Origin of the sequence: Shimia sp. MMG029, assembly GCF_027947445.1 — a bacterium.
Lineage (GTDB): Bacteria > Pseudomonadota > Alphaproteobacteria > Rhodobacterales > Rhodobacteraceae > Shimia.
The window spans coordinates 1-25,289 of record NZ_JAQJIM010000004.1 but is presented as its reverse complement, the minus strand read 5'-3'; the positions used below and the strand labels follow the sequence as shown (position 1 = coordinate 25,289).

At 55.0% G+C, this 25,289-nt stretch carries 24 protein-coding genes; 9 read left to right on the top strand and 15 right to left on the bottom strand.

Annotated features, from left to right (window positions below):
• Positions 1–41: 41 nt before the first annotated feature.
• The 12 genes from hslU to regB all read right to left on the bottom strand — a co-directional run bounded on the left by hslU (position 42) and on the right by regB (position 16,100).
• Positions 42–1,352 carry an ATP-dependent protease ATPase subunit HslU gene (hslU, locus tag PJL69_RS11325; protein ID WP_271309751.1) on the bottom strand — a complete coding sequence of 437 codons (1,311 nt, stop codon included), beginning with the start codon at positions 1,350–1,352 and terminating at the stop codon, positions 42–44.
• Positions 1,353–1,363: 11 nt separating this feature from the next.
• Positions 1,364–2,428, bottom strand: coding sequence for a hypothetical protein (locus tag PJL69_RS11320; RefSeq protein ID WP_271309750.1), 1,065 nt, complete (start codon positions 2,426–2,428; stop codon positions 1,364–1,366).
• 19 nt (positions 2,429–2,447) lie between these two features.
• Complete coding sequence (locus PJL69_RS11315) at positions 2,448–3,482, bottom strand: aldo/keto reductase (protein WP_271309749.1); 1,035 nt, start codon at positions 3,480–3,482, stop codon at positions 2,448–2,450.
• Positions 3,479–4,036: an ATP-dependent protease subunit HslV gene (hslV, locus tag PJL69_RS11310; RefSeq protein WP_271309748.1), complete on the bottom strand. Its 558-nt coding sequence runs from the start codon at positions 4,034–4,036 to the stop codon at positions 3,479–3,481. Before hslV ends, PJL69_RS11315 begins: the two co-directional genes overlap by 4 nt.
• Before the next feature lie 149 nt (positions 4,037–4,185).
• Complete coding sequence (trxA, locus tag PJL69_RS11305) at positions 4,186–4,506, bottom strand: thioredoxin (RefSeq protein WP_271309747.1); 321 nt, start codon at positions 4,504–4,506, stop codon at positions 4,186–4,188.
• Between the two features lie 46 nt (positions 4,507–4,552).
• Positions 4,553–7,960, bottom strand: a complete 3,408-nt coding sequence (gene addA / locus PJL69_RS11300; protein WP_271309746.1) for a double-strand break repair helicase AddA — start codon at positions 7,958–7,960, stop codon at positions 4,553–4,555.
• Complete coding sequence (gene addB / locus PJL69_RS11295; protein ID WP_271309745.1) at positions 7,957–10,893, bottom strand: double-strand break repair protein AddB; 2,937 nt, start codon at positions 10,891–10,893, stop codon at positions 7,957–7,959. Before addB ends, addA begins: the two co-directional genes overlap by 4 nt.
• Positions 10,886–11,578, bottom strand: coding sequence for a nucleotidyltransferase family protein (locus PJL69_RS11290; protein ID WP_271309744.1), 693 nt, complete (start codon positions 11,576–11,578; stop codon positions 10,886–10,888). The genes addB and PJL69_RS11290 overlap by 8 nt, the downstream gene beginning before the upstream one ends.
• Entirely contained in the window at positions 11,554–12,576 is a 1,023-nt protein-coding gene (locus PJL69_RS11285) for an aminoglycoside phosphotransferase family protein (RefSeq protein WP_271309743.1), read from the bottom strand. Before PJL69_RS11285 ends, PJL69_RS11290 begins: the two co-directional genes overlap by 25 nt.
• Complete coding sequence (gene tsaE, locus PJL69_RS11280; RefSeq protein ID WP_271309742.1) at positions 12,573–13,046, bottom strand: tRNA (adenosine(37)-N6)-threonylcarbamoyltransferase complex ATPase subunit type 1 TsaE; 474 nt, start codon at positions 13,044–13,046, stop codon at positions 12,573–12,575. Before tsaE ends, PJL69_RS11285 begins: the two co-directional genes overlap by 4 nt.
• Positions 13,047–13,099: 53 nt before the next feature.
• Complete coding sequence (locus PJL69_RS11275; RefSeq protein ID WP_271309741.1) at positions 13,100–14,677, bottom strand: PAS-domain containing protein; 1,578 nt, start codon at positions 14,675–14,677, stop codon at positions 13,100–13,102.
• A 31-nt stretch (positions 14,678–14,708) separates the two neighbouring features.
• Positions 14,709–16,100 carry a sensor histidine kinase RegB gene (gene regB / locus PJL69_RS11270; protein WP_271309740.1) on the bottom strand — a complete coding sequence of 464 codons (1,392 nt, stop codon included), beginning with the start codon at positions 16,098–16,100 and terminating at the stop codon, positions 14,709–14,711.
• Positions 16,101–16,184: 84 nt separating this feature from the next.
• Here regB and PJL69_RS11265 point away from each other — a divergent pair, with 84 nt between their 5' ends.
• The gene (locus PJL69_RS11265; RefSeq protein WP_441347482.1) at positions 16,185–16,814 is read left to right on the top strand and encodes an SCO family protein; all 630 of its coding nucleotides are present in this window, start codon (positions 16,185–16,187) and stop codon (positions 16,812–16,814) included.
• 69 nt (positions 16,815–16,883) lie between these two features.
• Positions 16,884–17,438, top strand: a complete 555-nt coding sequence (locus PJL69_RS11260; protein ID WP_209097757.1) for an ActR/PrrA/RegA family redox response regulator transcription factor — start codon at positions 16,884–16,886, stop codon at positions 17,436–17,438.
• 140 nt (positions 17,439–17,578) lie between these two features.
• Here the strand turns inward: PJL69_RS11260 and PJL69_RS11255 are convergent, their stop codons facing one another.
• Entirely contained in the window at positions 17,579–18,466 is an 888-nt protein-coding gene (locus PJL69_RS11255; protein WP_271309739.1) for a LysR family transcriptional regulator, read from the bottom strand.
• Positions 18,467–18,602: 136 nt separating this feature from the next.
• On the opposite strand from PJL69_RS11255, the gene PJL69_RS11250 reads away from it, so the two are divergent.
• Positions 18,603–19,286 (top strand): type 1 glutamine amidotransferase domain-containing protein, encoded by a 684-nt coding sequence (locus PJL69_RS11250; protein ID WP_271309738.1) that lies wholly within the window; start codon positions 18,603–18,605, stop codon positions 19,284–19,286.
• A 63-nt stretch (positions 19,287–19,349) separates the two neighbouring features.
• Here the strand turns inward: PJL69_RS11250 and PJL69_RS11245 are convergent, their stop codons facing one another.
• Positions 19,350–19,844 carry a GNAT family N-acetyltransferase gene (locus PJL69_RS11245; protein WP_271309737.1) on the bottom strand — a complete coding sequence of 165 codons (495 nt, stop codon included), beginning with the start codon at positions 19,842–19,844 and terminating at the stop codon, positions 19,350–19,352.
• A 42-nt stretch (positions 19,845–19,886) separates the two neighbouring features.
• A complete protein-coding gene (locus tag PJL69_RS11240) occupies positions 19,887–20,471 on the bottom strand; it encodes an HD family hydrolase (RefSeq protein WP_209097753.1) in 585 nt (194 codons plus the stop codon).
• Positions 20,472–21,002: 531 nt separating this feature from the next.
• On the opposite strand from PJL69_RS11240, the gene PJL69_RS11235 reads away from it, so the two are divergent.
• The 6 genes from PJL69_RS11235 (at position 21,003) to PJL69_RS20345 (ending at position 24,851) form a co-directional block, all read left to right on the top strand.
• Positions 21,003–21,326 carry a hypothetical protein gene (locus PJL69_RS11235; RefSeq protein ID WP_271309736.1) on the top strand — a complete coding sequence of 108 codons (324 nt, stop codon included), beginning with the start codon at positions 21,003–21,005 and terminating at the stop codon, positions 21,324–21,326.
• A 69-nt stretch (positions 21,327–21,395) separates the two neighbouring features.
• Positions 21,396–22,781 (top strand): adenosylhomocysteinase, encoded by a 1,386-nt coding sequence (ahcY, locus tag PJL69_RS11230; RefSeq protein ID WP_271309735.1) that lies wholly within the window; start codon positions 21,396–21,398, stop codon positions 22,779–22,781.
• An 803-nt stretch (positions 22,782–23,584) separates the two neighbouring features.
• Positions 23,585–23,710: an IS66 family insertion sequence element accessory protein TnpB gene (tnpB, locus tag PJL69_RS11225; RefSeq protein ID WP_271309734.1), complete on the top strand. Its 126-nt coding sequence runs from the start codon at positions 23,585–23,587 to the stop codon at positions 23,708–23,710.
• Between the two features lie 298 nt (positions 23,711–24,008).
• A complete protein-coding gene (locus PJL69_RS20355) occupies positions 24,009–24,533 on the top strand; it encodes an IS66 family transposase zinc-finger binding domain-containing protein (RefSeq protein ID WP_441347493.1) in 525 nt (174 codons plus the stop codon).
• A gap of 19 nt (positions 24,534–24,552) precedes the next feature.
• Complete coding sequence (locus tag PJL69_RS20350; protein WP_441347481.1) at positions 24,553–24,684, top strand: hypothetical protein; 132 nt, start codon at positions 24,553–24,555, stop codon at positions 24,682–24,684.
• Positions 24,681–24,851 carry an IS66 family transposase gene (locus tag PJL69_RS20345; RefSeq protein WP_441347480.1) on the top strand — a complete coding sequence of 57 codons (171 nt, stop codon included), beginning with the start codon at positions 24,681–24,683 and terminating at the stop codon, positions 24,849–24,851. Before PJL69_RS20350 ends, PJL69_RS20345 begins: the two co-directional genes overlap by 4 nt.
• Positions 24,852–25,289: the final 438 nt, after the last annotated feature.

Here is a 25,289-nt window from a genome sequence, read left to right as displayed (position 1 = left end):
CCGGGACTATGGCCGTCTTTACCCAATGGAACCAGAAGAAATCAGAGCACGTAGCGGCTGACGTCCATAGATTTCGCAAGTTCGCCCAAATTCGTTTCTACGAATGCTGCATCAACGGTGATTTCCTCTCCGGATCGATCTGGTGCGGAGAAGCTGAGTTCCTCAAACACCCGTTCCATCACGGTGTAGAGGCGACGTGCACCGATGTTTTCCACCGATTGGTTTACCTCAGCAGCGATCTTGGCAAGCGCTGCAATGCCATCGTCGGTAAATGTTACAATGACCTCTTCGGTGCCCATCAACGCGGTGTACTGACGTGTCAGCGCATTGTCTGTTTCGGTCAGAATGCGGACGAAGTCTTCTTCGGTCAGGGCGCGCAGTTCGACGCGGATCGGGAGACGCCCCTGAAGCTCCGGCAACAGATCAGATGGTTTTGCGATATGGAACGCACCGGAGGCGATGAACAGGATATGGTCGGTCTTTACCGGGCCATGCTTGGTTGAGACTGTGGTGCCTTCGATCAACGGCAGCAGGTCGCGCTGAACACCTTCACGAGAAACATCCCCACCGCGCGCTTCTTGGCGGGTGCATACTTTGTCGATCTCATCCAGGAAAACGATGCCGTTCTGCTCCACAGCTTTTAGGGCGGCGGTGTTGACGGTTTCATCATCCAGCAGCTTGTCAGCCTCATCTGAAATTAGCACTTCATAGCTTTCAGCAACTGTCATGCGTTTCTTGACGGTGCGACCACCCAGTGCTTTGCCGAAGATATCTCCGAGGTTCATCATGCCCATCTGGCTGCCAGGTTGGCCGGGAATATCGAACATGCCCCCCATCGGGTTGGAGGTGTCCGCCACTTCCAGCTCGATCTCAGTGTCGTCCAGCAAGCCATCTTTGAGCTTTTTGCGAAACATCTCGCGCGTCGCCTCGCGCGCGTCTGTGCCTGCAATGGCTTCGATCACACGGTCTTCTGCCGCGGCATGGGCTTTGACTTTTACGTCTTCGCGCATGTGTTCACGGGTTTGGATGATGGCTGCATCGACCAGATCACGCACGATTTGTTCCACGTCACGGCCCACATAGCCCACTTCAGTGAATTTTGTGGCCTCAACTTTGATGAAGGGGGCACGGGCGAGCTTTGCCAAACGGCGGCTGATTTCGGTTTTACCAACGCCAGTGGGGCCGATCATTAGGATGTTCTTTGGGTAGACCTCATCGCGGATGTCATCGGACAGCTGTTTTCGGCGCCAACGATTGCGCAGCGCAACGGCGACGGCGCGTTTGGCGTCTTTCTGACCGATGATGAAACGGTCAAGTTCAGAAACGATTTCACGAGGAGTTAGATCAGTCATGTGAGGTCCAATCAGTGAGACGGTGGCAAGCGGTGCAGTGGCAGAATGCCAGAGAGCGGCAATAGAAGAGCTGCGCGAATGCGTGCCCAGAAGGCGCCAAGCACCACAAGGAAGATACCAAGGAGGAAAATTGTCATGGCCGCGCCTTCGCCCTCAAATACTGTCCCAGCGAGAGCGACGGTGTAGCCAATGGCTGCGATGAGGAAAGAGCGGCGGTCGATGATGATGGCGATGAAAGCAAAGAGCAACAACACTGCAAAGAGCGTTGTGTTTGCGCCAGCGCTGTCGCGTTCCAAAAGGCTAAGCGCGATCGTGTTCACAAGTGCCGGTGCTGCGACGACATGGAGCCAGAAACCCTGAGCCGCGCGCCGTGTGACGCGGTGTGGATCTGACATATCAAAGATCATGGCGACAGCAAAAACACCTGCCCCCACAGCCAGCGTGATGTAGGCAAATGGTCCGCCTGCAGACAGCAGGAACATATCAGAGAGGCTCGCGGGCGTGCCCGCTTGATTGGCTCCGACCATCATTGCCACCCCAAATACGCCAAGCGCGATCAGGGCCATAGCGAAGGGCACCCGGAACCGCAGCCAATATAGAAACATCACCACTGTGGTGAGTGCGAGCGGGAATGGCAGGCTGGAGAAATCTTCCTGTGCCACCATGAAGGGTTGCGCAAAATAGGCCGTAATGCCGGAGCCGGCATTGATCGCCCAAAGACAAGAAAGTGCAATCGCTGGCGCCACCATGCGGCGACGGCGTATGAAATACTCTGACAAACCCCACAGAACGAGGGCTGAAATGCCTGCAGTGGTCACAAGTTTGCTTTTATAGTCGACGATTTCTACGGCCATCGAAAGACCGTTCACAGCAGCCCACCCACCTGCGAGGATCAGAAGGCCAATGACAATGAAAATCTCATTGAACCCTTTAAACAGTTCAAACGGTTCATCACCGGGCGCAAGGTCTTCGCGCGCGCCACGCCGGCTGTCAGCCAAAGCCGCAAGCGAAGCCGCTTGCGACTCGTTTAACAGGCCAGAGCCGACGGCGGCGCGGAGATCATCTTTGGAAATCATGCGGGTTCAACGTCTCTTGTTACGCGAGCACTTTGGCAAACAACTCGTCTTTCATCATGTCGTCAAACCACTCAGGATAGCGGCGACCCGGCGCAGCAGCAGCATCAAGCGCGGCCATTTCTTCTGCATTCAGGGCGATATTGGCTGCAGAGATCGCGGTTTCAAGCTGGCTAAGCTTTGATGCGCCGACAATCACGGTGTGATCGCGTCGTTTGTTCAAAATCCAAGCTTGTGCAATTTGAGCAGGAGTTACGCTATGCGCACTGGCTGCAGAGTTCAGAGCCACAATCGCAGCCTCTGCCTGATCTCTGGAGACTTGCAAAAAATCCCCTTCCGCCAAACGTCCATCACTGTCTTCTAACTTATCGAGGTCATACTTCCCGCTCAAAAGCCCGCCTGCGAGCGGTGACCATGCCATGAGGCCAACGCCTAGTTCTTCTCCCATGCGCAGCACATCCATTTCGATGTCGCGGCTCACGGTGTTGTAGAGATACTGCCCCGCAACAAACTGGCTCATGCTGTTGTCACGTTGAAACTGCACTGCCTGTGCAACCTTCCAGGCTGGCCAGTTGGACACACCGATATGACGGACTTTGCCTGTGTCTATGACGTTCTGAAGCGTTGAAAGGGTTTCTTCCATTGGTGTGGTAAAGTCTGTCTTGTGTAAGACAAGTAGGTCGATCCAATCGGTATTTAGGCGCTTCAAGCAGCCATCGACTGACGATAGGATATGCCCACGGGACAGCCCGGCGTTGGTGATCCGGTCATTCTGGCGAAAACCCAGTTTGGTACAAATCACCGCTTCGTTGCGTTTGCCCTTCAGCGTTTGGCCGAGGATGTCCTCAGCTTCCCCATTGGAGTACCCATCCGCAGCGTCAAAGAAGTTGATACCGCCATCAAGCGCCACATCCACCATGCGCTGCGCATCCTGAAGACCTACTTTGGCCACGCCGGGAATCCAATCTGACCCATGTGTGAAGGTCATGGTGCCAAGCGCCAGACGAGACACAACAAGTCCGGAGTTTCCCATGCGGGTGTAGGTCATCTCGGTCATTTTGTGATGGTCTCCAAGGTGAGGTTGCCATTGGTGTACACGCAAATGTCACCAGCGATTGCCATGGCCTTGCGAGCCACCTCTTCGGCTGACAGATCCGTATCCATCAACGCGCGTCCAGCTGCGAGCGCGAAGTTACCACCAGAGCCGATTGCGGTGACATTATGCTCCGGCTCAAGCACATCCCCTGCCCCGGTGATGACAAATATATCGACGCCATCCGAAACGATCAGCATCGCCTCAAGTTTTTGGAGATATTTGTCAGTCCGCCAGTCTTTTGCCAGCTCTACAGAAGCGCGCGCCAGTTGGCCCGGCGTGGCTTCCAGCTTGGCCTCCAGGCGTTCAAGCAAGGTAAAAGCATCTGCGGTGGAGCCTGCAAAGCCAGCAACAATCTCATGCCCGCCCGGGGACAAACGGCGCACCTTGCGCGCGGTGCCTTTGATCACTGTCTGGCCAAGTGAAACCTGCCCATCACCGGCAATCACAACTTCGCCACCCTTTTTCACACCGATGATCGTGGTGCCGTGCCAACCGGGAAATTGATCCTCTGACATGAAAAGCTCCTTTTGTCTGGGCTCTTATATGAGCCTGACAGCCATAAGGCACAAGTGTCTGGGGCATCGATAACACCTCATTGGTGATATCCCAAAAGCAAAGGCGCCTCCGAGGAAGCGCCTTTCTAAGTTCTCGATGTGTATTCAGATCACAGAGAATCTTCGATCCAGCTTTGCAGCGCAGCTTTTGGAGCAGCACCTGCACGGTTGGAGATCACCTGACCATCTTTGAAAATGAACAGCGCAGGAATGCCGCGTACACCCAGTGCAGCTGCGGCGTTCGGGTTGCTGTCTACATCAACTTTGGCAATTTTGACTTTTCCGTCGTACTCCGCGGAAAGCTCTTCGAGCGCCGGGCCGATTTGTTTACAAGGGCCGCACCATTCTGCCCAAAAGTCTACGACGACGGGCACGTCGGCATTTTTTACTTCTTCATCGAATGTTGCATCGGTCACAGCGACGGTTGCCATTGGAGGTCTCCTGAAAGGGGATATGGTAAGTCTTGGTTGATGGAACCTAGGTTTGTGATTGCGGGGCGTCAAGATATGCGGTGGCACGCAGCGCTTTTGTCACAAGATCGTGTGGCAGCTCTACAAGCTCAGCCTGTGCTGTCCAAAGGATTGCTGTGTGGACTTTCTTGCCGGGAAAGACCTGTTCTAGAGCATGCGTGTAGGCGCCCATTTGTTTCAAAATACCATCAGGGGTTTCTGTTGCTTTATTAGGAACCACCGCATTGGTTTTTAAATCGATGGCCCAAACACAAGTTTCCTGAATGATCAGACGGTCGATTATGCCATGCAGCCGGTGCGTGCCAAGATCGGCGGTAATTGGCACCTCTGCGAGCGCGTCGGGCGCAAAAATCCATTCTAGCGCAGCTGAAGTTAAGTTTGATTTTGCCTCTTTCAGCAATTGCGCAAAAACACCAGTTTCCATCTCCGCAAGGTCGTCCTGCAAAAGACTCTCCGCAACTTGGTCCCATTGAGGCTGCGGATATGTGGGAAGGTGTTCCAAGAGCAAGTGAAGCCATGTCCCCCGCTGCATGGCAGTTTCCTGATCAAGCCCTTGATCACCTGCGAGCGCCTTGGCCCCACCAAGATCCGAAGGGCTAATTGTGGTAGGCTTCAAGTCGGGTACTTGTGCCGCTGCACGCAGGTAATCTGGGACCTTTGAATCTGGCTCTTCAGCTTTCTCTGCCTCCTTAGAAACCGCTCCAGACCAGTCTCCATGAGAAAGCCTGAGTCCCTCGCCGCCTTGGAATTTGAATTGCGCGGCATTGGATGCGGTCATGGCGCTGCGCACAATATCATACCAACTGTTGCCGTCTTTGCCGAGGTCGCCAGCGGCCGCAACAATCAGCCATTTTTCAGCTCGTGTCATGGCCACGTAGAGCAGGCGCAAACGCTCTGCGGCTTGTGCTTCTGCCATGTCTGCACGCGCGTTTGCAAGGATGTCGGGTGCAGCGTCTGCTGACATATTCCAAAGCGCGGTTTGGTCCACAGGCACAATCGGCGCGTCGGTCTTGATCAGTCTTTTTCCAGTATCTGGCATGATCACGATGGGCGCTTCCAGCCCCTTAGAGCCATGTACCGTCATCACGCGGATCCGGTTGGACGCACTGTCCATCTGTCGTTTGATTTCCAGATCGTCAGTTTCCATCCATTGAAGAAAGCCTGTGAGACTAGGGACAGAGGATTTTTCATAAGCCAGCGCTTGGCTGAGCAACGCGTTGATGCCGTCTTCCGCTTCCGCACCCAATCGCGCAAGCAAGGCATGGCGCCCTTTGTGACGTGTGAGAATACGCTCGATGAGGTCATAGGGCCGCAAGAAATCAGTTTGCCCGCGCATGTCATCCAGCATTGCCATGGTTGCAGGAAATTCTGTTCCGCGGTCTCTCAAAGCTGTCCAAAGAAAAGAGCCCGGCGTCCGTCGATGGGCAAGATCGAACAACTCTTGTTCTGACCACCCCAGCAAGGGAGAGCGCAACACTGTGGCCAGTGACAGGTCGTCCTCTGGCGTCGCAAGGAAAGACAACAACGCGCCCAAATCGCGCACGGCCATTTCGCCGCCAACCTTCAAGCGGTCTGCGCCAGCGATCGGAAGACCTTCCAGTTTGCAGGCGCGGATGATTTCATGGAACAGATCAGATCGGCGCTGCACAAGGATCAAGAAATCACCCGGCTGAATGGCGCGCTGTGTGAACTTGCCATCAGGTCCACGTGAGTCGGCTATAGTGTCCTGCACAATCATCCGTTTGATTTGCGCGGCGACACGTTCCGCAAGGATCACCGTATGATGTGTGTCTCCAAGCCGGTCCACGGGATCAAACCATTCATCTTTTTCCGCTTTGCCCACAGGCTCCACCACCGGCCAAAGATCGACACGTCCCGGCATATCATCGTTGAACGCGATGTGGCGGTTGCCTTGGGGAAAACCTGCAGAGGTATGGTTTTCAAAACAAGTGTCCACAAGATTGAGAACCGCAGGTGAGGAGCGGAATGAATACTCAAGGCTCAGGTTTTGCAATTGGTTGCCGGTTGGTTGCAAACGTGCCGCAAATTCTTCGCGCATGCGGTCAAACTCTGCCGGATCCGCGCCTTGAAAACTGTAGATTGACTGTTTCTGATCGCCCACCACAAAGATGGTCCGGGTTACATCACTGCGCGCGCCTGTGCCCGACGTGAACTCCTGCGCCAGCCGCTCGATAACCTGCCATTGAACAGGGCTCGTGTCTTGTGCCTCATCGACCAAAATATGATCGATGCCACCGTCAAGGCGATAGAGCACCCATTCTGCGACAGCGGGTTCGTTGAGCAGGTTACGCGCGCGCAAGATCAGGTCGTCAAAGTCCAGCCAGCCACGCTGCTGTTTTGCTTTGTCGTATCGTTCAAGAAATTTCGCTGAAAATGCCTGTAGCGCTGCGCTTCGCTCCATGGCGCGCAATGCAATACGCCGCGGACGCACATCTTCAATACGCAGCATCAGTGGTTCAAGTTGATACATCAGATCAACGTGCTTTGTGCGCATACCCTTGGTTGGAAAAGAGTCTAACTTGGCTGAAAAGGGCGATTTTGCCCCTCTTCCGTTTAGGAGAACTGTTTCCAAAATCTCCAGTGCCGACAGGTTGGGGGCAGAAATGGCAGAGAGTTTGTCTGCCGCTCGATTGTCGTTGGTGCCACCAGTTCGCAAGACGCTGATAAGATTGGTCAAGAGCTCCATTTCTCCGCCGAGAAACGCCTCACTCAAGAGCTGTGTTTGATCATAGCCATCAGGCAGACCAAGCATGGCGCCCAGTTCGTTTGTGTCCTTTGTGTGCCTCAGACGGTCCGCATGCCGAGTGATATCTGCTGTAAGATCCTCGAGAGCGGCGCCTGTAAAATGAACCGCCAGATTGCGCAGCAATGGGGCATCTTCGCTTTCAGCCATTGCCTCGACAATATCCTCGCGCAGTAAGGCAGCGGCCCGGTCTTCCATTTCTGAGAAAAGAGGTGACACACCAGCTTCCAAGGGAAAACGGCGCAGGAGAGACGCGCAAAACGAGTGGATCGTCTGAATTTTCAGGCCACCGGGCGTTTCAATAGCGCGGGCAAACAGCGTGCGCGCTTGCCGTAAGTCGTCTGCGTTCGATTTACCAACAACACCAAGCTCTGCAAGCTCTTCGGCAAGCTCTGCATCACTTTTCATGGCCCAGCTACCAAGACGCTTGAAAAGCCGGTTTTGCATCTCGCTTGCGGCGGCTTTGGTGTAGGTCAGGCACAGAATGTGTTGTGGCAGTACGCCTTCGAGCAAAAGCCGCGCCACACGGTCTGTCAGCACACGGGTTTTGCCCGACCCGGCATTGGCTGAAAGCCATGTGCTTGCATCAGGTCGCGCCGCAGTGATCTGGCGCAAGGTTGCATCATTGGGAGGGCTTGCAGGGGCGTTCATGTCAGCTCCTCAGGGGCGGGTTCGTCAGTTGCATCCCACTCACCAAAGCGTGCAAGTTGGTCGTAGAGACCTTCGTCGCGCTCTGATTGCATGGCGCGGCGAGAGGTGAAGCCTTTGCCATCCTCCAGATAGTGACTGATGAGGGTCGAAAACTCCTCCCACACCTTTTCTGTAGGTGTTTCTGCCAAAGGCGCTGGTTGATCTTTTGGCGAGGCACCAAGGCCGATGTAGATTGCGTCTGCAACCTGCGCAGGGTCTATGCCTTTAAACCCGTTTTGTTCGGCCATTGCCGCCTCCAGAAGCAACTGTTTGTCAAAATAGGTTTGCTCGTCTTTTGAAGGCGGCACGCCTGTTTTGTAGTCGTACAGGATCAGATCGCCTGTCTTGGTACGATCAATTCGATCCGCCTTTGCTGTCAGCGTAAAATCCAACTCTTCGATTTGAGCGCTTGTTTCGGCCTCAAACGCGATCGGCGTCGCACGCGTTCTGCGGCGCTCTTCGCCATGCACAATGTGATCAGAGACGCGCGCAAGTCGCGCGAGCCAAAGCGCGCGTGCGGTGGCCCAAGGGACGTTTTGTGCCAAAACAGACTCTGATATATCCATAATACGGGCAAGTGTGACGGGAATATCTTGATCGGCGCTTTCTTTGACCAGTTTTTCCAACACCTCATGCACAACGATGCCGCGCAGCAACGCATCCGGTGTCCGCATTAGGGGATCAAGTGGGCGCAAGCGCAGCACATGTTTGGCGTAAATCGCATAGGGATCGCGGATCAGGCGTTTGATTTCCGTAACTGAAAGTCGGCGTGGGCGTGCCGCGACGGGTGGTGTTGGCGAAGGGCGGCTGGCCGGGGGCACCATCGGAACGGTTTCCAAGGCTCGCACTCGGTTAAGCCAAACCTGCGCGCGTTCATACATGCCCTCCAGCGCCTTCTGCCCGTTCTGGTCTGGCAAACCGCCCAATAGATTTGTCAATCGATTGATCCAGCGCGATGGAACGGTTTCCGCTTCATCAGATCGTATGGCGCGTGTGAGCCAAACCTCTGGTGCTCCCACCGCCTGTTGAAAATCATGCGCCGCAAGGCCGATCCGTCGCTCTGGCAACAGAAGACCCGCGTCATTGCGCATTTTTCGGTTGAGCCACGGGTCTGGGCTTGGCGCCTCTGGCCAACTGCCTTCGTTGAGCCCTCCAAGGATCACGAGGTCTGCGCCCTGTACGCGCGCTTCCAACGTACCCCAGATCAAGATATGCGGGTGCCCTGCATCGCGATCACGCACCTCGCCGCGCGACAGAAGCGCACCAAAGAGATCGGCATAATCAGCAGGTGAAATCTCCCCGACCACTGGCGCATGCTCTCGAACATCCGCCAAAACACGGGTCGCAGCGCGGCCAGCGGCCTCTTGCCAAAGCCCTCCGCTGCCCGTTTTTCCATCTGGGAGGGGGCCATGCGCAATCGCTTCTGCGAGAGAAATATGCGCATCAAACAGCGCTTCCATTGGGGTGTTTGAACGCAATTGCTTGCAAAAATTATGCGTCAACCAGCGCATCCAGCCGGACATGTCGTCCTTTTGTGTTTGGGCCCAGGCCGTCATTGCTTCGGCTTCGGGATAGGTCACTCCCTTTCGACGCAGCCAAAGCTCCAGGTTTCGGGTGTTCAGCAAGTGTCTGCCACGCTCCACACCGCTATGGGTGAGCGGGTGTTTCAGAAGGGTAAGCAGTGCCTCTGAGGTCAGTTTTTGGTGAAACAGAGCCACTATATGGCGCAAGAAACGGCCCGGCGGAGATAGTTGCAAAGGTTGTCCCGCACTGTCGTCCGGTACAATGTTCCAGCGATCAAGCGCAGCGGTGACCTGGCGCGTCAGCATCCGGTCTGGCGTGATCAAGGCACAGGTCTGACCGTCTTCGGCGGCTTTGCGCATACGCGCCGCGATTGTGAGCGCTTCTTCTCGCTGCGTTGTGGCCTCGACCAACGTGATGTTTTCAGTGGCTGGCATCAGATCACCCAGAGTGGGCCCCTCACTGAGCCACTGATCCGTAACCGGGGCAGGGCGCAAAGCAAGAGAGATCAGCCGATTTCGCAGCTCAGAGGGGGCGGGGGTGCTATCCCATGGCAAAACCGCACTTATTGGCAGACCTAGTGTATCCAGCAAGGCATGATAGCGGAACTGCGGGTGATCTTCGCTTTCCAGTGCTGTGCTCAGATGGCCCCATGTGTCCTGAGGCATTTCAAAATCAAAGCCAGGGAGGACTACCGCTCCTTGTGGCAGGCGTGCCACCGCCTGCATCAACAGCTGCATGGTACCACGAGAGCCCGTAGAGCCCGCCAAAATGATTGGGTGTTTGGGGGGCTCTGCATCCCAGCGGGCAATGATCTCCTCGATCGCGCGGCGTTGACGGGCCTCTGCACCTGGGGCACTCTCCAAATCATCCAGAAAGTGCCGCGCAATGGAAAAGAAAGACTGCGCTCGCGCCCAATGACCAGATTGATCTGCGACATCCAGTGTTTCTATTGTCTCAACCGACACACCTTCGCCGGCCATTTCGTCAAAGAGGCTCGCCAGACTGTCCGCCAAATCATAGACTGACGCGCGTGCTGCCAGGTCTGGTTGCTGTTCCAGCAAACGCGTGACCAGCTGTATCAATTCAAACCGCTGTCGAATGGGAGACGTGGCCTTGGGTAGGGAGGCGGACTCGGTGTTTGCGAACTCTCCAAGCAACTGGATACGTGGCATAAGCATCGCGGGACCGTCATGGAAAAGCGACTGAATGCGCCTTGCCATACGTGCAGTGTTTACGATGATTTGAGTGCGTGCAATCTCTTGTGGTGCCATGCCAACAAACCGCTGGTGCAGTCCGGAAACAAGTGCTTTGGGGAAATCGACACCAGGGGCGAGCGCGAAAATGCGCGGGGTCTCTGTCGTCTCAAACATGGGAGTTTTCCAACATTTCTTCCGCGAGCGTGATGCCCTCAGGGGTGCCAACATCGCACCAGGTACCAGGATAGATCAGCCCAAAGAGGCGCGCCTCTTTTTGGATTTGATCCCAGACTACGTTGAGCGAGAACGACTCGTCTTCGATAGTAGAGAGCCTGTCTGTTTTTAAGATCTGCACGCCTGTGTAAACGGTACCAGGCCCGCGGCTCAAACGTCCCTCTTGATCAAGTTGAAAATCTCCGCCTCGTGTGTAGCCAACAGCATTTTTTTGCGGAACACACAGCAACAACGCGTCCATGATGTCAGGATTCCAAGCGGATTTCAGCAGCTCAAACGGGTTTGGCCCTTGCCAGACTGCATCGGTATTGCTGGTGTAAACCGGGCCGTTTCCCAGCAGTGGTAGAGCCTGACGCAGCCCACCGCCGGTATCCAAGATGTCTGGCGCCTCAATGGAAACACGCACCCCAGATCCGCTGAGATGCTGTGTGATTTGCTCATGTTTGTAGTGCGCATTCACCACGCAAGTTTTGGGGGCAATGCCTTGGGCAAGCTCTAACGCATGATCCAATAGCGTTTTATCAGCAACCCTCAAAAGCGGTTTTGGACAGTCTTTGGTGAGAGCGCCCATTCGGGTGCCAAAACCAGCGGCGAACAGCATTACGGCTTGGGGGTCTTGGCGCATTGGTCTCTCAGAGATTGGAGGAAAACGGATGATGGTTCGGGCAGGGCGGGGCGCAAGATTTCAGCGATTTGTGACAATTCTGGATGCGCCAAATTACGCATCACATGCCCATAAACACGCGGTATGAAATCCACATAGTGAGGTTTGCCAGCTAGTTTGCACAGGCGTGCAAAAACGCCGAGGATACGTAAGTTCCTTTGAAGACCAAGCAAGCTGTAGCTGACCTCAAACAGATCGGGATCTGCGCCGGTTCTCTCTAGGTAGTACTTTTTCGTTGCTTGGGTGACATCATTAGGAACATCTCGGCGCGCGTCCTGAAGCAGAGACACAAGATCATAGCAAGGATGCCCCACGAGCGCGTCCTGAAAGTCCAACAAACCCACGCGCGCGGCGCCCACGCGGTTTGGAAGCCAGATCAAATTCTCAGCATGGTAGTCGCGTAGGGCCAGAACGCTTGGTGCGGGCAAAAACTTATCAAGCTTTGGCAGAAACGCCTCTGTAAAAGCGGACAACGCCTTTTCCGCCGGTTCAGAGGCCTCAGATCCATACCAGATAAAGGCGAGGTCGGTCATCTGCGCCAGCGTCTGGTTGTCCATCACGCTGAGTTCTGGCGGTGGCGTATGCTGATGGAGATCAAGCAACACGTCTGTGGCAGCTTGATAGAGCATGGGCTCATCTGCGGAGCGATCAGCAATTGCAGAGACAAACAGCGCGTCTCCAAAATCTTCCATCAAAATAAGCCCAAGCGCTTCTGAGCTGTGCCAAATCTCAGGTGCGGAGAGTTGGTTTTCTGTCAGGAATTGGGCGATGCGGAGAAATGGTCGGATATCTTCGCCAGTTTCCTGCGGTGCATCCATCAAAATCGCAGTATCACCATTGGAATGATGGAGACGCCGATATCGGCGACTTGAGGCATCCCCTGCGAGTGGAGCGTGCCGCGCTGCAGACCAGCGGGTGCTTGAGAGAAACTCTGCGATTTCTTCTTCGCGGGTGGTCATTGCGCGAGACTTTCAAACAAGGGCGCCCATTTTTGATCTTTGGCCGTGATCCTCAGGTGCCTTTGACCTTCGTCTTTACCGAGCGAGAAGGAAAGAAACAGGGCGTTGTCAGGTTGCAGATCAGCGAGCCTGTCTGGCCATTCCACAAGACAGATTGCCTCCTCAAATGCATCTGTGAGACCAAGCTCAACGACCTCATCAGGAGATGTCAGCCGATAGAGGTCTGTATGCCAGATTTCGCTTTCGGCCGTTTCGTACACTTGCACCAAGGTAAACGTCGGCGAGGGCACGTCTTCCGCGACAGGCAAAAGCGATTGTATGAGACTGCGTGCAAAATGTGTTTTCCCAGCTCCGATTGGGCCTTCGAGCAGCAAAACGTCAGTGGGTTGCAACGTGGCCCCAATGCGAATTGCCAGATCTTGGGTCGCATTTGCAGAACTTAGGTCGAGAGAAAGGTGGAAGCTGGTCATGGGGGCACAGTAAAAACCACGCTCCCTGGCTGCAACCCGGATCAGGTGGGGGCTCAGGTATTTTGGTCTATCCAGCTGTTTAGATCCTGTGGCGCCAAAACAGATGAAAACGGATCAAATGCGACCAGTGTCATGCCACCCGTGATGGGCGTTACAGACATACGTAAACCTTCTCCTGACGTTAAAGAAAGTGCAGTTTGCCAAGGTTCCCGCATCGCGTTGGACAGGATGCGGTCTTGTAAATTTGGCCAAACTTCGCTGGGCAAGCAGTCGCCCTGCCAGTGCAAGATGGCGTCTTTTAAAGCGTATTGTGCGAAGCTGCTGTCTGGATCTGTTTTCCAGAGCTTTCGGTAGGCATCATTGCAGAGCTGTACCTGTCCTGTGGAGGAGAACAACACAAGTGCCGTTTCAATTGTGTCCAGTACACTGTGACATTGAGAAAGCTCTGTCCTGAAGCGTCTCGTGACGGTGATTTCGGCGGTTATGTCCTCAAAAAGAAAGACCAGAGCTCCATCAGGATGCGGTCGCCCGGTAACGCGGTATGTTACGCCGGTTGGCAGTGTCCAGGTCTCACTGTAGTGCCCCTCCAATGCGGATAGAAGGATATCGTCAACCTGTTTTGCCCAGCTTCTGTGTGAGGAGACATCGGGCAGAACCTGCATCTCCCGTAGTTGATCGAAGAAAGACTTTGCGTCACAGCGTTTCGACAAAAAGTCTGCACTCAGCCCTGTGAGCTCCAAGAGCGCTGGGTTAAACAAGATAAGCAGCTGGTCTTTGTCAAAAATCACCAGGCCCGTGGATAAATGCGCAAAGGTTTTTGAGAAGATCTGAACAAAACTGCGTTGCGCGTCCAACGCTGAAACCACAGCGTCAGCCTCTGAAGCATAATACATCACATATGCTCCAGTTTGGACCGCTGTGACGTCAAACCAGCGCGTGGTCTCCCCTTGTGCGTCTTTGACTTGCAGTCGCTTTGAAGGGTCCCCAGGACGAAGTGCGCCCACATCGAATACTGGATCTTGTTTCGCTTGATATCCGAGGGACGCAACGAGCTCTTTATAAGCGCTGTTACGCCAGATGACGTGGCCGTTGGCACTCGATTTCCAAACCGGGTTTGGGGCTTGAAACATCGCTTGCATGATGGCTGTGCGACGCGCGGTATCGGGCGCAGAGTCTTGCTCCAAAATAATCCGTGCTACGTCATCCCATTGATCAATCGTCAACACCGAACGATCCTCTGGATCTTCAGCATGAAGGACAATGACATCGCGAACCTGCGATGCGCCTTGGCTAGGCGGAAAGTCAGGAAAATGCGTGACCATTTTCGCATGCATCGTTGACCAGTCAAACACCTCTACTGGGGTTTCTGCACATATTTGGAGTGCGGCGGGATTGGCGTCGATCAGCAGCCCTGCGCGAAACAGAAAGCGGGACTTATTGCTGGGTACCTCATCCTGTGTTGGCGCGAGCGCGCTAAGCGCCAGACGGCGAGATGCAACCCAAACACCGCCCACCAGCAAAATACATCCTGCAAAAATAAACAGGAGATGAGTAGTGGTTACCAACATTGAAGTCTCCAGAGCAACGCTTCCGGGAGATGATTCTTCTTTTAGCTCGCAAGAAGTGTGCAACTATAGCGAGCTTCAATCAAGGTGTAACTCTTTAGGGGGCGGTGCGATGCAACGGGTTCTCTCCGGTTCCAATCAGAGAGAGATTGTGGTTGGCATCGATTTTAGAGCGCGGCCAAATCACTTCGACAATCGCACCACCGCTTGTATTTTGAGTGCCGCGAAGCTCGGCATTCTTGGAGCCATTTGCAAAGCTGATCTCTGCACCGGATCGTTCAAGAAGCGTTTTGGCTATGAAAAGACCCAGCCCCATGCCTTCGTATCCGGGCCGCTTTTTGCGCTCTTTTTCCGGTTTTCGGTGCCTCATAAATGGATCACCGATGCGCCCAATCAAATGCGGAGGGAAACCGGATCCGTCATCGAGAATGCGCACGCTGATTGAAGCTTCATCCCAAGAGGTCTCAACCCAAACGGTCTCACTTGCGAAATCAACAGCGTTTTGAATCAGGTTTCTCAGACCATGAATGATTTCGGGTTTTCGCAAAATTTCCGGGCTGTCGGTGATTTCAAAGTGGTCAAAGACAAGTGCTTTTCCTCGGTCCATATGAGGTTCTGCGGCTTCTTCAATAACCGCTGACAAAGGTGCTTTTCGTAAGTGCAGATCGTCTTTGCCTGCCCGTCCCATGGAGCGCAGGATGTCTCTACAACGGTCGGCTTGTTCTCTGATGAGAGCAGCGTCTTCTCGTAGTTCAGGACGATCATCGAGTTCTTCCAATAATTCGGCGCTTGCGAGTTTGATGGTGGCCAGAGGGGTGCCCAACTCATGCGCTGCGGCGGCCACGACGCCGCCAAGATCGGTGAGTTTTTGTTCGCGTGCCAAAGCCATTTGCGTTGCCGCCAGCGCCTCGCCCATAGAGGACATTTCTGAAACGACCTGTCGCGAATAGAAAGAAGAGAAGAAGATCGCGATGATAATCGCTGTCCAATGGCCAAACAGAAACACGTTTGAGATCTCTAGAACTGAGAAATTCTCTGTGCGCAGGGGCAGATGAAATTCGAGCAAAGCGGTCACAATAACAACCGCCAGAGAAGCCAGCATCATCGCAGATCGGATGGACAAAACAGAGGCCGCAATGGTGACAGGCGCAACCACAAGAAACGAAAATGGGTTGTGCAAACCACCCGTTAGAAACAGCAGAAAACCAAGCTGTAAAACATCAAAGAGCAGCATGTACCGGTTTTCGGACTCAGTGAGCAATTTGTTCTCAGGAAACACAAATATCGCGATCAGATTGCCGATGACTGAAATGCCCACTGCGAGGTAGCAAAGGCCATATTCCAACACCAATCCGAACCCGAATTGCGCAATGAGGAGCGCTGTGACCTGCCCCAGGATTGCGATCCAGCGCAGAGTTATGAATGTGCGCAGTCGTATCCAGTTGCTGCGACGATTTGCGCTAAGCAGTTCGCCTGACAAATCCGTCATTTGGTGGCCTTTCCCCTTGAGTCTCTACAGACACTTGATAGGTCTGTGCGGAGTTTCCCGCAACATGACTAGGTGAGGTGTAAGATGGTTCGTGTGGTGGCAGCTGTGGCTGTTTTTGTCGCAATCTTCGCTTTGGCGGCTATGTGGTTTGTGGGGCGCGGAGGGCAAGGTGGCGATCAGTTTGCGCAATGTCGGCAAACCCAAATTGCCGGTGGGACAAACACGATTGGTGGCCCGTTTGAGCTGGTTCATGAAGACGGTCAAACCGTCACCGATGCAGAGGTTCTCACTGCGCCATCGCTGATCTATTTCGGATACACCTACTGCCCGGATGTCTGCCCGCTGGACGCAACCCGAAATGCAGAAGCCACTGAAATTCTTGAGACGAACGGCGAGCTCGTGACCCCTGTTTTCATCACGATTGATCCTGAGCGTGACACGCCGGAAGTGTTGAAAGAGTTCACAGATTATCTGCATCCGCGCATGGTTGGCCTGTCCGGGTCGCCAGAGCAGGTGAAGTCGGCGAGCCAAGCCTATCGCACCTATTATCGCAAACAGCAGCCTGAAGATGGCGACGATGAGTTTTATCTGGTCGACCACTCTACATTCACATATCTCACCCTGCCGGGGCATGGGTTTGTGGAATACTTCCGTCGCGATGTTTCGGCAGAAGATATGGCCCAACGCGTGGGTTGCTTCGTAAACAACATGTAACATGGGCCGTGGTTTGACCCCACTCGCCTGTGTCGATACAAGTTGGAAAACTGCATAGGAAACAGGCAAATGGCTGATAGCGCGCTGTCGGAGATCGGGCCGGACAAATCCCTCCTCCTTGTTGATGATGACGAACCGTTCCTGAAACGACTGGCAAAAGCCATGGAAAAACGGGGCTTTGAGGTGGAGACCGCTGGTTCTGTTGCTGCTGGCAAGGCCATCGCGACTGTGCGGCCACCTGCATATGCGGTTGTGGATCTGCGACTGGGGGATGGCAACGGGCTCGACGTGGTCGAGGTCATCCGTGAAAAGCGGGAAGACAGCCGGATTGTAGTTCTGACAGGCTATGGGGCGATCGCTACAGCGGTGGCTGCGGTGAAGATCGGGGCGACGGATTACCTGAGCAAGCCAGCGGATGCGCAGGACGTGACCAACGCTTTGCTGAGCACCGGAGATGAGCTGCCGCCGCCGCCTGAAAACCCCATGAGCGCGGATCGGGTGCGGTGGGAACACATCCAGCGAGTCTATGAACTCTGTGATCGGAATGTGAGCGAAACAGCACGTCGCTTGAACATGCACCGTCGGACGTTGCAGCGGATTTTGGCGAAGCGTTCGCCGCGTTAATTTTGCTCTGAGTCGGCCAAAACGGCCTATCTGTATCGCGGCGGTATCCTGTCGGTATTGCGTCGGTGCGAATTTCGCCTAGCAATATTAACCTTTTGCGCAACAGACGGGTTCACTGGATCCTGCGTAAAAAGGACGTTTCAGCTGCGGTCGGTGGCAAAGGACGCCAGTAAGTGATCAATCGCCGCGCGCACATGGCGCGGCATCAGGCGGCGGTCTGCATACACAATCCAATGTGAGCGGCTCTGATCCTCATATCCTTCGAGAATGGGGGTGGCTTCGCCCGCGTCAATCAAGGGTTGCAGATTGCCAATCGGCGAGTAGGCAATCCCAAAGCCACGCCGAACCGCATCTTGCATGAGCGGAATATTGTTGGTGCGCAGCCGGCCCGAAATTTTTACGGGCAGGGGGCTGCCGTCTTTTGGGTTGTGAAACAGCCAGGTGTCATTATTGGCGACAAGGCAGGAATGCTGGCGCAGGTCCTGAGGTGTTTGCGGTGTTCCGTGCCGGGCCAGATAGGCAGGCGCGGCAACACAAGCGAGGCGATGGTTTACCAGTTTCCGGGCTATCAGAGAGCTGCTGGACAGCACACCATAACGCAGGGCGAAGTCATAGCCGTCAGCGACCAAATCCACATTGCGATTGTTGAAGTCAATTTCGAGCGTGATCCGTGGATTTTCAGCGGCGAAATCAAGCAGTCTTGGCGCGACAACCTGTTCCGCGAATGGGCCAGCAGCCGACACGCGAATGAGACCCGAAACCGCCTCAATATTGCCTGCGATGCTTTGGTTGGCCTCTTGTAGACCGGCGATCACATGCTCGATTTGGGCATAGTATTCTGCACCCAGTTCGGTGAGCCGCACGGTGCGGGTTGTCCGCGCCAGAAGCTTGGTTTCAAGACGATCCTCCAGCGCCTGCACGCGACGGGAGATGTGAGATGTTGACACCTTGAGACGGCGCGCGGCTGTGGTGAAGCTGCCGGTCTGCGCCACCATGGCGAACTCTTCGATGCCGTCCCACAATGCCATTCTGCAGCCCCTTATTGTTGCAGTTACGCAAAGATGTATTTCCGATTACCTCACTTGTTCCCATGAGGCAATGATCCCTAGATGCGATCACAGAAGAGGCGGCACGGGTTGCCTCAGCTTATTGCAGGAACACCTGATGACCAAAAAGATCCTTGTTGTGCTGACCTCCCACGACCAGCTTGGGGAAACAGGCGAAAAAACCGGCTTCTGGCTCGAGGAGCTCGCGGCGCCCTACTATGCGTTTGTGGATGCGGGATTTGAGCTGACCCTGGCGTCGCCCAAGGGCGGCCTGCCACCGCTTGATCCAAAGAGCAACGAGCCAGATTTTCAAACGGATGACACCCATCGGTTTGAAGCGGATGCGGCGGCCAATGTTGCGCTGAACAACACAGCCAAACTGGCGAATGTGGCTGCGGCAGATTTTGATGCGATCTTCTATCCTGGTGGCCATGGCCCAATGTGGGATCTGGTTGAGGATGCGGACTCCATCAAGCTGATCGAAGCGTTTTTCGCAGCGGATAAGCCTGTATCCAGTGTCTGTCACGGCCCAATTGTGCTGATCAATGCCAAAGACGCAGACGGAGCCTATATCGTGAAAGACCGCAAAGTGACTGGCTTCTCCAACAGTGAGGAAGAGGCGGTTGGCCTCACCAATGTGGTTCCGAAACTGCTCGAAGATGCGCTGATCGCGCGGGGCGGTATTTACTACAAAGGCGACGACTGGCTTTCCTATGTGCAAAAGGACGGCAATCTGATCACAGGGCAAAACCCGAATTCTTCTGTCGCTGTGGCGCAAGAGGTGATCAGGACGCTGTCCTAAAGCTTGCCCTGACACTGTGTTTCACGTGAAACCGCGCGTCGGGTCTATGATCCGGCGCGTAATTTATATGAGGTCATACCGCTTCTGCACCTTATCCACAGTGCTGCCATCATCCAGCGCGACGGAGGGTTTGCGCGCGTAGGTTTCGAAGTTACGGCTTTGGTAGTAAGCGAGGCCGCCTGTGTTGTCGGCGCGGATTTCGGCGTTGATCCATTCATAGCCCATGTCACGGGCCGCCCGTTTGGTGGCTTCAAACAGCTTTGAGCCAATCCCAAGGCCGGTTTTGCCGGTTTTGACGAATGTGCCAATTTCACAGGCTTCGGGCGGAAGCGCGCCAAAGGGGCCGATCCATTGAAAGCCCAATAGTGTGCCATCTTCTGAGAAGGCCACATGCCAGACAGCATCATCAGGATCGGCCATCAACCATGCGCCAAGCGACTCTTTGGTCATGCATTTGGTGATCGCCGTCGTCCCGCCTGCGGCGATGATTTCGTTGAGCAGTTCTGCGGTTTGGCGCAGGTCAGCCTGTGTGCCGGTTTGGATAGAAATTTGCTTCATAACTTTGGCCTGAAATAGAGACTAAAAATTCTTAGTAGTATTCTAGACTTGTGCCAGTAATGCGGCGTGTCGTGCAGTGTAATCATTGCGCGCCTCGACCGGGGGACGCAAGTTTATTGAGAGCCCGTCGATGATTTTTGGGTCGGGGATGCCAAAGAGTTTGTTGGCCTCCGCAACCGAAAAGCCGGCAATCTGTGTGGCCTCCATCCATGCTGAGATTTTATCGGCCTTCTTGATCTGTGCTTTCAGCCGTTTGGGGGTTTCCGCGGGTAGGCCAAAGCGGATGTGAATGGCGGCCATGAGGCGGTCATCGAGCTTTCCGTAATCGGGGCCTACGGCGGCTTTGACTGGCGAAATCATATCGCCGATCACGTATTCCGGTGCATCGTGCAGCAATGCTGTGAGACGGGTTTTGGCGGTCGCTGATGTATACATGCGGCCATAGATTTCTTCGACCAAGAGGGAATGTTCGGCGACGGAATACGCAAAGTCGCCGCGCGTCTGCCCATTCCAGCGCGCCACAAAGGCGAGTCCGTGGGCGATGTCTTCTATCTCGATGTCCACGGGGGTCGGATCCAGAAGATCTAGTCGGCGCCCCGAAAGCATACGCTGCCAAGCTCGTGCCATATGTTTGCGCTCCCAAGTGTTTGCAAAACTCCTACGCCAGCGGGCAGACGCTGGGCAAGCGCTGTTCAGCTGCCAAACAAAGCAGATGTCAGCCAGGCGGGCCACTGGTGGTCAGCAACATGTTTGTGACCACAATAAGCAACGCCAGAATAAGAACGGTGGGCACCAGTCGCGCGAAACGCAGGCGCCCTTTGGGGTGCGGAGTAAACATAATCAATTCCTAAAATAGGCTTTGTTTATAAATGCCTATACGCTTGTGGAAAAGTCAGGGCTGCCTGACCTAAGTGCTGAAAAATTGCCTAAAAAACAGGCCTTGCCACAAAATCGCCACAATTGAGCCGCAGCTTGAAGATGTGTTGGGATCACGCGCTGCCGCAAAACAACGTGATCAGGCGTGTTTTGAATATGCGCAGTATGACGCCAACATGACTAGCGAGGGGGACACGTAACTATGACGTCCTCCCGCGTGTCCCTCTCTCCACCCCAGCGCCTGTTGCTGATGCAATGGGCCGCGCGTGAAAGGAGAGCGCTATGTTTAAGAGACTTGTCGGATCAGCCCTGTTGTTTGGTATGGCCGCGGCGGCCCCGCCCGCTATTGCTCAGGGATGTGCCGATCGCGAAGAATTGGTTGCGCGGTTGGCATCGAAGTATTCTGAAGTCCGCACCGCCGGAGGGCTGCATGGCGCAGCCTCAAATGCACAACCGTCGGCACTTGTGGAGGTCTGGTCCTCTGAAAAAACTGGAACATTCACCGTGATTTTGACAAATGCGCAGGGGATTTCCTGTGTGGTCGCCGCTGGGACCGATTGGTTTCAGCAAAGCCCAATGCCAGAGCCGCCCGGCGTAAACGGGTAGCGGCGTTGTGAAACACCCATAGGGGTGCTATCTGGTCGCCAAGGAAACCCTGCATAGGAGCTGGGCGCCATGGCGACCGAATACACTGTAAAAGACATTTCGCTGGCCGATTTTGGCCGTAAAGAGCTGGACATCGCGGAAACCGAAATGCCGGGCCTGATGGCGCTGCGCGAGGAGTATGGCGACGCAAAGCCGCTGACCGGTGCCCGTATCGTGGGCTCGCTGCACATGACCATTCAGACCGCTGTTCTGATTGAAACGCTGGTGGCGCTGGGTGCGGATGTGCGCTGGGCAAGCTGCAACATCTTCTCCACTCAGGATCATGCCGCAGCGGCAATTGCCAAAGCGGGCATTCCGGTGTTTGCGATCAAGGGCCAGAGCCTGGAAGAGCACTGGGACTATCTCGACAAGTCGTTCCTGTTTGAAGATGGCCCCAACATGATCCTCGATGATGGCGGCGACGCGACGCTCTACGTGCTGCTGGGCGCAAAAGCCGAAGCGGGCGAAGACCTCGGCGTGCCAACCTCTGAAGAAGAGGAAGTGATCCACAAGCAGATCGCCAAGCGTATGGCGGCAAGCCCGGGCTGGTTCACTAAGACCCGTGACGCGATCCAAGGCGTGTCTGAAGAGACCACCACCGGTGTGCACCGGCTTTATGATCTGGTGAAGCGCGGTGAGCTGCCTTTCCCGGCGATCAACGTGAACGACTCTGTCACCAAATCCAAGTTTGACAACAAATACGGCTGCAAAGAGAGCCTCGTGGACGGCATCCGCCGCGCCACAGACACCATGATGGCCGGCAAAGTGGCGGTTGTCTGTGGCTATGGCGATGTGGGCAAAGGCTCTGCCGCCTCCCTGCGCGGTGCAGGTGCGCGTGTGAAAGTCACCGAAGTCGATCCTATCTGCGCCCTGCAGGCGGCGATGGACGGCTTTGAAGTGACCACGCTGGAAGATGAAGCCGCCACCGCGGATATCTTCATCACCACCACCGGCAACAAAGACGTGATCCGCATCGAGCATATGCGCGAGATGAAGGACATGGCGATTGTTGGCAACATCGGCCACTTCGACAATGAAATTCAGGTGGCCAACCTGAAGAACCACAAGTGGACCAACATTAAAGAACAGGTGGACATGATCGAGATGCCCTCCGGCAACCGTCTGATCCTGCTCTCTGAAGGCCGTCTGCTGAACCTTGGCAACGCCACCGGCCACCCATCGTTTGTGATGTCTGCATCTTTCACCAACCAGGTGCTGGCTCAGATCGAGCTCTTCACCAAGGGCGACGAGTACAAAAACGAAGTGTACATCCTGCCCAAGCATCTGGACGAGAAAGTGGCGGCGCTGCACCTCGCGAAAGTGGGCGCCAAGCTCTCCAAGCTCAGCAAAGAGCAGGCGGACTACATTGGTGTCGGCACCGAAGGCCCGTTCAAGCCAGAGCACTATCGTTACTGATCTTAGCCACATCGGCACAGAAACGGCGGCGTTCCCCTGCGGGAGCGCCGTTTTTTAAGCTCCAGCCCCAGCTTTGCTATCTCAGAGCCTTGAACCTTTGTCTGGGCATGATCTAAACACAGCGGAAAAAGGAGCATGGCAGATGAAATTTGCTGGTAACCGCTCAATTAGCACCGCGTGCAGCGCGGCGTGACTAGATCATATAAGACGTCGCTACTGACGTGGATAACGACGTCGTATGCGGTGAGGACAGATTTTGCGACATGAGGTGATTGTTGGGGTGGAGCGGCGACGGTTTTGGCAGATGAGATGAAACTGTCGACTTTGCGCGCAGTTGGCGTGAAGGGTGCGACCGGGACGGATATAGCTCTCCGTCATGATGTGACCCGTCAGCATATCTATCAGAGGCGTCGGCAAATGAAGGATAAAGGCCTCTGGCTGGAACCTGAGGGTATTTTTTCTGGCTCTTGACACGCCTGAGCAGCCAATGATGCCCGGCCCGAACCTGAAGACGGTTTACCTGCCGAGATCTGCTTTGCAAACGGCCACACTTTGCGCTGTCCCGCTGGTATGGCTGAAGCGGATATCCTGCGGTTAATCCGGTTGGTCGAGACGGCATGGTCGGTCCCGGCGCGGATGTCCGTGTTTATCTTGCCTGCGGGGCGACGACAGACATGCGTAAGGGGATCACTGGCCTGTTGGCCTTGGCGTAGGATGCTCCGCGACACCGGCCTGCGAGCGGTGCGGTGTTTGCGTTTCGGGGGCGCAAGGGAGATCGGATCAAGCTCTTGTATTGAGATGGCTTGGGGTTTTGCCTGTACTACAAGGTGCTGGAGAAAGGGCACTTTCCCTGGCCATCCGCGAAGGATGGGAGTGCGCGCCTGACTTCTGCGCAATTGGCTATGCTGTGGGAGGTGATCGATTGGTAGTGTCCGGATTAGGGCGCGCCGCCCGCACGAGTGGGGTAAATTACTGCGCTGATATTGCTGGTTTATATAGAGCGCTACGGTAAACCATGGTAGTTGTGCACATGCCTGAGATCGCTCCAAAATTACCTGACGATCCCGTCGTTTTGAGGGCGATTGTCGCTTCTTTGGAGGCGGAGAATGCCAAGCTCTCTGCCATATTGTGTTGGTGCAAACTCTGCGCACGTGTATCGCGACGATGCAGAAACAGACCCTCGGCAAAAGTTCTGAGAAGATCGAACGCGAGAGCGAATAGTTGGAAGTGGCGCCCGAAGAACTACGGATTGCCACGGCGGAGGCAGAAGATGTGGCAGGGCGGGATGACGATGCCGAGAATGACACCGCCACGTCAAACGGAGCCGCCTCAGAAGAGAAAGCCCCGCGCTGCCGCCCACGCATCTCGAAGGATGCGCGGCATGAACGCCGAGAACTCGACCTCGGCAACAGCTGTCCGGATTGCGGCGGCGATTTGCGTGTTCTGGGCGAGGATGTCAGAGAGCTGATCGACATGATCGCAGCGCAGTTGAAAGTGATTGAGATCGCCCGGATCAAGAAGTCCTGCCGCTGCTGTGAAAAGATCGTACAGGAGCCTGTGCCAAGCCGCCCGATCCCAAGCTCGATGGCCGGATCTAGCCTCTTGGATTATATCCTGACCTCTAAGTTCGATGACCACGTCCCGCACTATCGCCAGCATGAGATTTTTGAACGCATGGGTGCGGACATTCCAGAGACTACGCTAGGTGGATTGGTGTGGGGCTTCAATCCGGACATTAGCGCCGCTGATTGAACGCATTCAAGTTGACGTGATGGCCAGCGACCTCCTGCACGCTGACGATACTCCGATCCGGGTGCTGGATCGTTCTGCCAAGTCAAAAGGCCCGGGAAAAGGCGTCAACCAGGGCCGCACTTGGACGTATGTGCGTGATCAACGGCCATGAGCCGGGCAAGCACCGTCGGGCGCGGGTATTACTTGTCACCGACCCGGAAAGGTGAACATCCCCGCAAGCATTTGAGGAGTAGCGCTGCTATCCTGCAGGCTGATGCGTACTCCGGCTTCACAGTGTTCTATGTAACACGCGCCGATGGCAGCGCCCAGATCCGTTAAACCGCTTGTTGGGTACTTCTCCGGCGGGACCTCCATGACATCTGGGCGACAACAAAGTCCGAGATTGCTAAGGACACGCTCGACTACATTGGGCAGTTCGACGACATTTAACGTCAGCTCAAAGGTGTGGCCGCAGGCGATTTCTTGTTCGTGCCGCAATAGAAGACCAAGCCAAAGGTGGACGCCTTCCACGCCTTGGTAGAGGTTCAACTGACACTCATCCCGGGCAAAGGCGATCTCGTAAAAACCTTCCGCCACGGCCTCAGTATCCTTCACTCTGTTCCTCGAAGGTGAACGCGTAGCCATCGAAAATAACACGTCTGAACGCGGCATGAGCCCCATTTGGCGTTTGTTGGCTGTTTGCCGGATCAGACACCGGCGGCGAAACTCTCGCCCGCGCAATGACAGTCATCGAAACAAAAAATGAACAATTTGGAC

Excerpts from the sequence above, each read along its gene's own strand:
- ahcY (WP_271309735.1), top strand. The coding sequence starts at position 21,396 with ATGGCGACCGAATACACTGTAAAAGACATTTCGCTGGCCGATTTTGGC.
- PJL69_RS11265 (WP_441347482.1), top strand. The coding sequence starts at position 16,185 with ATGGTTCGTGTGGTGGCAGCTGTGGCTGTTTTTGTCGCAATCTTCGCT.
- hslU (WP_271309751.1), bottom strand. The coding sequence starts at position 1,352 with ATGACTGATCTAACTCCTCGTGAAATCGTTTCTGAACTTGACCGTTTC.
- hslV (WP_271309748.1), bottom strand. The coding sequence starts at position 4,036 with ATGTCAGAGGATCAATTTCCCGGTTGGCACGGCACCACGATCATCGGT.
- PJL69_RS11315 (WP_271309749.1), bottom strand. The coding sequence starts at position 3,482 with ATGACCGAGATGACCTACACCCGCATGGGAAACTCCGGACTTGTTGTG.
- tsaE (WP_271309742.1), bottom strand. The coding sequence starts at position 13,046 with ATGACCAGCTTCCACCTTTCTCTCGACCTAAGTTCTGCAAATGCGACC.
- PJL69_RS11285 (WP_271309743.1), bottom strand. The coding sequence starts at position 12,576 with ATGACCACCCGCGAAGAAGAAATCGCAGAGTTTCTCTCAAGCACCCGC.
- trxA (WP_271309747.1), bottom strand. The coding sequence starts at position 4,506 with ATGGCAACCGTCGCTGTGACCGATGCAACATTCGATGAAGAAGTAAAA.
- PJL69_RS11255 (WP_271309739.1), bottom strand. The coding sequence starts at position 18,466 with ATGGCATTGTGGGACGGCATCGAAGAGTTCGCCATGGTGGCGCAGACC.
- PJL69_RS11250 (WP_271309738.1), top strand. The coding sequence starts at position 18,603 with ATGACCAAAAAGATCCTTGTTGTGCTGACCTCCCACGACCAGCTTGGG.
- PJL69_RS11320 (WP_271309750.1), bottom strand. The coding sequence starts at position 2,428 with ATGATTTCCAAAGATGATCTCCGCGCCGCCGTCGGCTCTGGCCTGTTA.
- PJL69_RS20345 (WP_441347480.1), top strand. The coding sequence starts at position 24,681 with ATGAGCCGGGCAAGCACCGTCGGGCGCGGGTATTACTTGTCACCGACC.
- addB (WP_271309745.1), bottom strand. The coding sequence starts at position 10,893 with ATGTTTGAGACGACAGAGACCCCGCGCATTTTCGCGCTCGCCCCTGGT.
- regB (WP_271309740.1), bottom strand. The coding sequence starts at position 16,100 with ATGACGGATTTGTCAGGCGAACTGCTTAGCGCAAATCGTCGCAGCAAC.
- PJL69_RS20350 (WP_441347481.1), top strand. The coding sequence starts at position 24,553 with ATGGCCAGCGACCTCCTGCACGCTGACGATACTCCGATCCGGGTGCTG.
- PJL69_RS11235 (WP_271309736.1), top strand. The coding sequence starts at position 21,003 with ATGTTTAAGAGACTTGTCGGATCAGCCCTGTTGTTTGGTATGGCCGCG.
- PJL69_RS11240 (WP_209097753.1), bottom strand. The coding sequence starts at position 20,471 with ATGGCACGAGCTTGGCAGCGTATGCTTTCGGGGCGCCGACTAGATCTT.
- PJL69_RS11290 (WP_271309744.1), bottom strand. The coding sequence starts at position 11,578 with ATGCGCCAAGACCCCCAAGCCGTAATGCTGTTCGCCGCTGGTTTTGGC.
- addA (WP_271309746.1), bottom strand. The coding sequence starts at position 7,960 with ATGAACGCCCCTGCAAGCCCTCCCAATGATGCAACCTTGCGCCAGATC.
- PJL69_RS11260 (WP_209097757.1), top strand. The coding sequence starts at position 16,884 with ATGGCTGATAGCGCGCTGTCGGAGATCGGGCCGGACAAATCCCTCCTC.
- PJL69_RS11245 (WP_271309737.1), bottom strand. The coding sequence starts at position 19,844 with ATGAAGCAAATTTCTATCCAAACCGGCACACAGGCTGACCTGCGCCAA.